The sequence below is a fragment of the Embleya sp. NPDC050154 genome (assembly GCF_044460165.1).
In the GTDB taxonomy this organism is placed as follows: domain Bacteria; phylum Actinomycetota; class Actinomycetes; order Streptomycetales; family Streptomycetaceae; genus Embleya.
The window spans coordinates 829160-838184 of record NZ_JBITJP010000001.1 but is presented as its reverse complement, the minus strand read 5'-3'; the positions used below and the strand labels follow the sequence as shown (position 1 = coordinate 838184).

4 protein-coding genes are annotated in these 9025 nt (G+C 73.2%); 2 read left to right on the top strand and 2 right to left on the bottom strand.

The genetic code is table 11. The features are described from left to right. Nucleotides 1-2: 2 nt before the first annotated feature. Complete coding sequence (locus ACIBSV_RS03775) at nt 3-3227, bottom strand: AMP-binding protein (RefSeq protein WP_395859280.1); 3225 nt, start codon at nt 3225-3227, stop codon at nt 3-5. A 492-nt stretch (nt 3228-3719) separates the two neighbouring features. Here ACIBSV_RS03775 and ACIBSV_RS03770 point away from each other — a divergent pair, with 492 nt between their 5' ends. Beyond that, entirely contained in the window at nt 3720-3923 is a 204-nt protein-coding gene (locus ACIBSV_RS03770) for a DUF6229 family protein (RefSeq protein WP_395859279.1), read from the top strand. An 89-nt stretch (nt 3924-4012) separates the two neighbouring features. Beyond that, nucleotides 4013-6919 carry a type 2 lanthipeptide synthetase LanM family protein gene (locus ACIBSV_RS03765; RefSeq protein ID WP_395859278.1) on the top strand — a complete coding sequence of 969 codons (2907 nt, stop codon included), beginning with the start codon at nt 4013-4015 and terminating at the stop codon, nt 6917-6919. A 72-nt stretch (nt 6920-6991) separates the two neighbouring features. Here ACIBSV_RS03765 and ACIBSV_RS03760 read toward each other — a convergent pair whose 3' ends face one another. Continuing rightward, nucleotides 6992-8890 (bottom strand): ABC transporter ATP-binding protein, encoded by a 1899-nt coding sequence (locus ACIBSV_RS03760; RefSeq protein WP_395859277.1) that lies wholly within the window; start codon nt 8888-8890, stop codon nt 6992-6994. Nucleotides 8891-9025: the final 135 nt, after the last annotated feature.

Genomic DNA, 9025 nt, shown 5'->3' with positions numbered 1-9025 from the left:
CGTCAGCCCTTCTCGATGGCGGTCGGTGAGTGCGCCAACGCGTCGGTGTCCCCGAACACCGGCGCGTGGGGGTGGTCGAGCGCGTGCCCGCAGGCGTCGACGAAGGCCCGGGCGAGGCCCTCGACGACACCGCGCTCGAACGCCCGGTCGTTGTACAGCAGCCAGCCGGCGATGGTGCCGTCCGGTTGTTCGGCGAGCGCCAGTTCCGGCACACCCAGGTCCGGTCGGCCGCCGGGGGTGCCCCATTCCGCGTCCAACTCGCGGGGCAGCTCGAAGGGTTCGGAGAGCAGGCCGAGGAAGTGCGCCGGGTTGGTCCAGCTCTCGTAGCGAATCCAGGCCGCGTCCGGAAAGCGCGGGTAGAACTCGGCGAAGGGATAGCACTGATGCTCGTTGGCGGCCAACGCGGCGCCGCGGACCCGGCCGACCAGGTCCTCGAAGGAGGGGTCGCCGTGCAAGTCAACCCGGATCAGCAGGGATTGCACCAGGCAGCCGATCAGGTTCTCGCTGCCCGGTCGCGAACGTCCCGGGACCGGTGACATCACCACGATGTCGCGGGTGCCGGCCGCCTTGGCCAGCACGCTCGTCCAGCACGCGGTGGCGAGCATGAACGCGGTCGCGCCCTGCTCCCGCACGCCGGCGCGCAGCCGGGCGACCAGGGCCGCGTCCAGGGCGAACCGTACCGAGCCGCTGTGCAGCCGGTCGGTGACGATCCGGTCCGGGAAGGGATCGATCGCGGAGGGTGCGCCCGCCAACGACCGTTCCCAGAACGGCCGGGTGCGCGGCCACTGCGCGCGGGCCCAGGCCAGATGCTCCGAGCAGGTCGGTGTCGGCGGCGGCAGCGGGCCGGGCCGGCCGGTGCGGGTCGCGGAGTACACGAGCGCGAGTTCGCGCAGCAGCACGCCCATGGACCAGCCGTCGAAGACCATGTGGTGCACCGCGAGGATCAGGACGTGGTCCTCGGTGTCGAGTTCGATCACCAGGGCGCGCACGAGCGGACCGGCGGCCAGGTCCCAGTCGTGCTCGCGCTCGCCGCGCGCGTACTCACGGGCGAACCGTTCGCGCTCGGCGGTCGTCGCGCCCTGTGCCCGCACTCGGCGTACCTCGGGCGGCAGTTCCGCCAGGACGAGCGCCTCCGCGGCGCCGTCACGATAGTGGAACACCGTGCGCAGAGCCTCGTGTCGGCGCACGATTTCGGCCAGTGCCGCCTCCAGCGCGTCCGGGTCGAACGTGTCGGTGATCCGGATCCCCACACTCACCGGACCCACGTCGCGCGTCTCGTCGGTCGCGTGCATCCAGACGAGGAAGTTTTCCTGCTGCGAGCTCAGCGGCATTCGGGCGGGCGCGGTCGCCGGCTCCGGCGCGTTCGGGCGCCCGGTTTCGGGTCCGGTGCGCGCGCTGTCGATCCAGGCAGCCTGGGCGGCCAGTTCGGGGTGGTCGAAGGCCAGCGACGCGGGCACTTCCAGGGCGAACAGGCGTTCCGCGGCGGCGGCCAGTCGGCCGGCCTTGAACGAGTCCCCACCGAGTGCGAAGAAGTTGTCCTCGGCTCCGGCGCCGGCGGCGCCGAGCACCTCGTTCCACAACCCGCTGACCGCGACCTCGGTCGCGGTCGCCGGGGCTCGCCCGGGGGATGTGTCGGCCGCGGCCAATCGGGCCCGCAACTGCGCTTTGCGCACCTTGCCGGCCGGGTTCCTGGGCAGGGTGTCCACGCGCAGGAACCGGGTCGGGATCTCGTGCCGGGCCAGCCGTTCGCGCAGGAACACCCGCAGGTCCTCGGCGGACGCCTCGGCGCGGAGCACCAACGCGGCGGCGACCATGGTGCCCATCGCCGCGTGCGGCACGCCGAACACGGACGCGTCCGCGACGGCGGGGTGTTCGTACAGCGCGGCCTCCACCGCGAGGGTGGACACGCGCAGCGCGCCGGACTTGATCAGGTCGCTTTCCCGGTCGACGAGGTACAGGTAGCCGTCCGCGTCGAGCCGGCCGATGTCGCCCATGCGCACCCAGCCGTCGGTGAACACCGCCGTGTCGGCCCCGGGGTCGCGGTAGTAGCTGCGCGAGGCGGTGGGCGAGCGCAGCCAGATCTCGCCGGTCTCGCCGACGGGCACGGCCTCGCCGTCCGGGCCCAGGATCCGCAGGTCCTCGCGTCCGGTGCCGCGTCCCACCGAGGTGGGCCGTTCGGGGTCGAAGACCATGGTGGTCTGCGCGGGCGCCGCCTCGGTGGAGGTGTACGCGTTGACGATGGTGGCGTCCGGGAACGCCTCGGTCAGCGCGAGCGCCGTGGCCGGGGGCAGCGCGGCGGCGGTCGAGCCGAACAGTTGCACGGAGCCGACGTCGTGCCGGGTCCAGGCCCGGGAGTTCACCAACTCGCCGGCCATCGCGGGGACGGTGAACACCGTCCCGACCCGATGGGCGGCGATCAGCGCGCAGAACTCCTCGGCGTCGAACGTCGGTGCGCACAGCGCGGTCGGCGCGGCGGTCAACGCGTTGAGCAGCATCGTCTGGCCCGCGTTGGTGCCGATCGGAAACGCGTGCAGGAAGTGTCGCGAATGGGCCAACTGGCGTCGGCGGGGGGCCAATTCGTGGCCGAAGGCGAGGTTGGCGTGGGTGGCGGCGACACCCTTGGGGGTGCCGGTGGTGCCGGAGGTGTACAGGATCTGGGCCAGGTCGTCGGGGCCCGGCGCGGGCGGGTCGGGTGGTTCCGCGGGGGCCCGAGGCGGTACGGAATCGCGGTGCGCGGCCCGTTGTGCGGCGGCCTCCAGGTCGGCGGCGGGGGCGGTCCACGCATCGGTCGCCGGTGGCCGGATTCCGGCGCCGTGCAGAACGGCGCCGGCCGCGCAGTGGGTGAGCATGGTGCGCAGGGCGGCGGGCGGCAGGCGCTCGGGCAACGGAACCGCGACCGCGCCGGCGCGTTGCACCGCGCAGTAGGCGACGGCGTAGTCGGCCCATTCGGAGCCGGTGAAGATCAGCCCGATCCGGTCCCCCGCGCGTACCGAGCGGGCTCTCAACTCCATTGCGAGCAGCGTGGATCGGTGGTCCCAGGCGGCGAAGGTCAGGCGACTTTCGGACCTGCCGGGCACCAGGATGGCGACCCGTTCGGGGTCGACGAGCGCGCGGGCTGCCAACAGGCCCGGCACGGTCGGCCCCGACGCGGTCGGGTCGGTGGTGGTGGCGCCGCTCGTGGAGCACGCCGGGTCGGTGGGTCCGCGGCGGGTGTCGGCGGCGGTCATGTCGCGATCCGATGCGGCGCGATCGGGTCCGGACATGGGTGAGCTCTGGCTCTGCGCATGGGATATCTCCGGGGTAGGAGCGAAACGCGGAACGCCATGGGCAACATCGGCCCATGCTGAGCGGCGGAAAATGCCATACGGGAACCGCCGATCCGGTCATGGAGCGATGACCGTCGGCGACGACTCCAAGACTGTCAATGGACTAGACCAATGACAAGAGCCGGCCGGAATCCCGCTGCCGATCCGGGGCAGAAACCGGGCGGTGGGCGGCGCGGCCCCCCGTCGCACGAGACCACCGGTTGGTCGGCCGGCGTCGCGCGAACGCCCCGATTCGCTTGCCTGGAGGGCGAATTCACCCGCCGAAAACTGGGTCTGTCGCCGCCGTCCCCACGGCGCTACCGTGAGCCTGCCGCACTTCCCTAACCCAGGGTCGATGACCGGTGCACCCGGCGTACCGGCCGGGTCGTCCGGCATCGGCGGAAAGGTATCGCCATGCGCACCGCATCGAATGCCGCTCGGAACACCGTCGTCAACGCCTGGCGCTCCGGCGCCGAATCGGCCGACGGCGTCGAGAACCCCGCCGGTTCGCTCTACATCGGCGGATCCGCAACCGAACAGAGCCTCACCGAGATCGACGTCGCCGCGATCAGCTGCGGCACCGCGTGCTCCGGGTCGCGCACTCGCCCCTGTTGTTGATCCGTTCCGCACCGACCCGCCGCCCGGAACGGTCGCCTGTCGACCGGTTCCGGGCGGCGGGTCCGTCCTCGATGGGTGGCGATCCGCGCATGGCAATCCCGGTCCGGCCCCGCCCCGTGGTGACCTACGACGACGCCGGCGAATTCGACGCCGCGTTCGAGCCGTTGATCGGCCCCGCGCTGGACCGCTTCCGACGCCGACTGCGGGCGATCCCCGATCCCCTGTCGGCGGTCGAGCGGGAGGTGCTGCTGCGTGCCGCCCACCGCTCGCTGCTGGACGTGGTCCGGCCCAAGGCCAACCGGCTGCTGCTGCTCGAACTGCACGCCGCCCGGATGTCCGGCCGCCTCACCCGAGACACCAGCGCGCAACGCTGGGACGAGTTCCTCGAACTCGCCTCCGGTGCCGAGTTCTGGAGCGAACTCGAGCTCGACTACCCGGCGTTCGCACCGCGGCTGGAGCGGGTGATCCGCAATCGATGCGCCGCCCTGCTCACCCTGGCCCGCCACCTGGCGAGCGACCGGTCGCGCCTGGCCGACCTGCTCGGCAGGCCGCCCGGCGATCTCGTGCAGATCCGCCTGGACGCCGGCGACTCGCACCGCGGCGGCCGTACCGTCGCCGTGGTCCGCTTCGAGGCCGGCCGCGTGGTGTACAAACCCCGCTCGCTCGACGTGGACGCCGCGCTATCCGCGACGCTGGACGAACTCCTGGCCGGCACCCCGCGCCCGGATCGCATCAAGGTGCCGCGGGTGCTGCTCGGCACCGACTACGGCTGGGCCGAACACATCGAACACCGCTACTGCGCGAACCCCGCCGAACTCGCCCGCTTCTACCGAGGTTTGGGCGAGTGGATGTGCGTGATGCAGCTGCTCGGCGCCACCGACCTGCACTCGGACAACGTGATCGCCCAGGGGCCGGTGCCGTGGGTGGTGGACTGCGAGACGCTGTTCAGCCCGGAACCCCCGATGGCCGCCAGTGGACTCGGCGACGCCTTCGACACCGCCGCCGCCTCGGTCCGCCGAACCGTGCTGCGCACCGGACTGTTGCCCATGCGACTGGCCCAACTCGTGCTCCAAGGCGTGGACATGTCCGCCGTGGGCGCACTGCCCGAGCAACAGCCCAGGATCCCGGCACCGGTGATCGCCGGAGCCGGAACCGACCTGGCCCACCTGGCGATGGAGCCCGCCGACGTGGGCGGTTCGGCCAACCTGCCCGCCCCCGACGCCGATCCGATCGCCCATCAGGACGACATCGTGCGCGGCTACCGCGACCTGCGCGACCGACTCGACACGCTGGACCGGGACGGCCGGCTGCGCCCGATGCTGGACGGCTTCGTCGGCTGCGACCTGCGCGTGGTGCTGCGGCCCACCCAGGTCTACGTGGAGATCGCCCGGATGTTGTGGCATCCCGCGTCCCTGCACGACGAACCCCCGGCCGTCGAACGCGCCACGGACGTGCTGACCCGGCAGGCGAAGGCACTGCACGGCGCGCCCTCCACCCCGGAAGTGGTCGGCGCCGAGGTCGCCGACCTTCTGGACGGCGACATCCCGTTCTTCGGTGTACGGCCCGAACACGGCCGGATGGACGGGCCGCGCGGCACCACATGGGGAGAGCCGGTCCACCTGATCGACGCGAGTGTCGAGCGCTGGCGGGCGGGCGATCCGCGGTTCGAGGAGGTGATGATCCGCTCGTCGCTGCTGGGCGTCTACCGCGACCGCAGCGCGATCCCCGAGGCGGAGCGACGGCACGACACCCCGCTCCGCACCGGCGACCTCGCGGAGCGGCGCCGCGACCTGGCCGCCCGATTCGCCCGGGACCTGTGCGCACGAGCGGTGATCGGCGCGGACGGCACGGCCACCTGGATCGGGCCGGTCTACACCGAAGGCGGGTTCAGCGTGCGGCCGTTCGCGGCCGACTTCTACAGCGGGCAGGCCGGGGTCGCGCTGGCACTGGACACCTACCTGGCCCGCTCCCGCGCCGGCCGGGTGCCGACGGTGCCCGGTCTGCGGGCGATCGCCGACGGCGCGATCCGGGCGCTGGCGGCGATGGAGGACGCGGTTCCCACCGGCCGGCTCGGCGCGTTCGACGGGATCGGCGCGGCCGTACGCACCTGGCTGGCGCTGTACGCCCGCTCCGGCCGACCGGCGGACCTGGAGCGCGCCGTCCGGCACGCGGAACGCGCGCCGGGCCTGTTGGCCCGGGACACCATCCTGGACGTCGCGGGCGGCGCGGCCGGGCTGATCGTGCCGCTGCTGGCCCTGGCCGGCGTGACCGGCGACGGCACATGGCGCGAGGTCGCCGAGTCCGCGGGGGCCCTGCTGGTCGAACGCGCCGTCGTCGAGGAGGCCGACGGGGGCCGCACCGCGCGCTGGCCGACCGCGCTCTTCCCGGACGGCATCGGCGGATTCGCGCACGGATCGGCGGGCATCGGCTGGGCACTGGACCGCCTGTCCCTCGCGACGGACGATCCCGGGCCGCTCGAACCGGCGTCCCGCGCCTGGGCGTTCCAGGAGCACCTGTATCGGCCGGAGGCCGCCGCCTGGCTGGACGGCCGGGAAGCGGACCAGGTCCTGTACCTGGACTCCTGGTGCCACGGCAGCACGGGCATCGGCCTGGCCTCCTGGGACCTGTACGCGCGCACCGGCGCCCCCGCCCACCTGGACCGCGCGCTGCGCGCCGCGGCGGCGACCCGGCGTACCGGGTTCGGCTGGGACTACACGCTGTGCCACGGCGACGCGGGCTCCTGGGAACTCCTGGACACCCTCCTGCGCGGCGCCCCCGACCGGCTGCGTGCCCACCTCCCGGACACCCCCACCCGGGACGACCTGGACGCCCTCCTGCTCACCGCGCTGGAAACCTACGGCCCCCTCACCAAGTCCATCACCGACACCACCACCGGTCTGCTCCCGGGCACCGCGGGCGCCCTGCACCAACTCCTGCGCCTGGACCACACCGACCCGGAACGTGCTCCGTCCCTGTTGCTGCTCGACGAGTTGTAGGACGGCCCGGGGCGTGTCCTCGATGCCCGCCGTGGTGCTCGGCGGGCATCGAGGACCCGCCCCGGGCCGGTCTCACCCCGCCGGGTCGGCGTACGCCTGGGCCTGGAGGCGGTACAGCTCCGCGTACTCGCCGCCCTCGCACATCAGTTGCTCGTGCGTGCCCTGCTGGACCACCTCGCCCGCCCGCAACACCACGATGCGATCGCATTCGCGTACCGAGGCCAGGCGATGGCTGATCAGCACCACCGTGCGCCCCGCCGCCAAACGCCGGATGTTCGCGTACACCGCGTGCTCCGCCCGCGCGTCCAGGGCCGCCGTCGGCTCGTCCGCGATCAACAGACGCGCGTCCCGGTAGAAGCCGCGCGCGATGCCGATCCGCTGCCACTGACCGCCGGACAGATCCACCCCGGCCCGGAACTTCTTCGACAACAACGTGTCGTACCCGTGCGGCAGACGCTCGATCAACCCGTCCGCCCCCGCGTCCCGCGCCGCCCGCAGCATGGCCGCACCCTCCGGATCCACCCGATCGGCCCGCCCCAGCACGATATTGCCGCGCGCGGTCAGCGGCCAGCGGGTCGGCTGCTGCATCACCAGCGCCACCTGCTCGCGGATCCCGGCCGGATCCACCTCGGCCAGGTCGATGTCGTCCCAGTGCATCGTGCCCTTGTCCGCGTGGTACAGCGCGGCCAACAAGAGCGCGAGCGTGGTCTTCCCGGACCCGTTCTCGCCGACCAGGGCCACCGTCTCGCCCCGGCGGATCACCAGATCCACCCCGCGCAGCGCCGACTGCGCACTCCCGGGATAACCGAAGTGGACGTCCCGCAGCCGGATCTCGGCGAACCCGACCGGCACCGCCGCCGTCGTCCCCGGCCGTGCGCGCGCGCTCGCCTGCTCCAGGAACGCGTGATAGTCGGCGATATACAGGGACTTCTCGTAGAGCCGGTCGACCGCGACCATCAAGGTGGCCAGCGAACCGCTCGCGGTACGCACCGCCAGCACCGCCGTGCCCGCCACCGCGAGCGGCACGATCTCGGCACGCACCAGCAGGCCAAGCGCGACGTACGTGGCTCCCAGCGCCAGGCCGGAGAGCGTCCGTCCGATCAGCCCCACCCGGACCTGCGCGTAGCCGACCCCGACCTCCGCCCGCTCCACCGACCCGGCCAGCCGCCGGAATTCGGCCAGCAACGGTCGTTCGGCGGTACAGGCCCGAACCTCCGCCGCCGCCTCCCGGGCGCTGAGCAGGTCGGCGAACAACCACAGTCGCCGATACAGCGTCATGCGCCGGACCATGCCCTCGAAGCCGATCCGGGCCGAGCGCAGCGCCGCCCACCCCTGCGGCGCGATCGACAGGGCCAGCAGCGGCAGCAGCACCGGATGCAACCCGGTCACCACCCCGATCCCGACCAACAGGCCCACCAGCGCCCCCAACAGCTCGACCGCGTGCCCCAGGGCCAGTTGCGCGTGATCGATGCCGCGATCGCGGGCCCGGGCCAGCGCGTCGTGCCAGTCCGCGTCGTCGAACGCACCCAGATCCGCGCCGACCGCCGCGGCGTGCAGCCGATTCTCGGCCACCCGGCGAATGCCCGGGGACAACCGCGCCTGGGTCGCCGCCACCACGGTCTCCAACCCCGCCCGCACCGCCGTGGCCGACACCACCGCGATCACCGCCGGCAGCGCGGCACCGACCCGGTCCGGCGCCGGCCCCGAGGCGAACAGCGCCCCCAACGCCCGCGCGGTGGCCAGCAACGCCAGCGCCGTGGCCACCCCGGCGGCCGACTGGGCCAGTATGAGCAGCCACGTCGCACGCCGACTCGCCGCCCGGGACAGTCGCCACACCTGCACCAGCGCGACCGGCAGCCGAGTGAGCATCCGACCCAGGCCCGCGTTCGCCGCGTCCCCGTCGAACGGGGTGTCGTACCCCTCCCCCAACTCGTCGAACTCGCCCATCCCCGAAGGCACTTGCCCAGCCATCCCGAACCCCTCCCGGCCGACAGGTACGGTATGCCCGGGACGGGGGTGCGCTACGGGTACGGATGGGATCCGAACCCCGACGGGGCAACTCCCGCCGCCGCGTCCGGCCCCGGCGCCCGGGATCGACGCCGCTCG

Excerpts from the sequence above, each read along its gene's own strand:
- ACIBSV_RS03775 (WP_395859280.1), bottom strand. The coding sequence starts at position 3,227 with ATGACCGCCGCCGACACCCGCCGCGGACCCACCGACCCGGCGTGCTCC.
- ACIBSV_RS03770 (WP_395859279.1), top strand. The coding sequence starts at position 3,720 with ATGCGCACCGCATCGAATGCCGCTCGGAACACCGTCGTCAACGCCTGG.
- ACIBSV_RS03765 (WP_395859278.1), top strand. The coding sequence starts at position 4,013 with ATGGCAATCCCGGTCCGGCCCCGCCCCGTGGTGACCTACGACGACGCC.
- ACIBSV_RS03760 (WP_395859277.1), bottom strand. The coding sequence starts at position 8,890 with ATGGCTGGGCAAGTGCCTTCGGGGATGGGCGAGTTCGACGAGTTGGGG.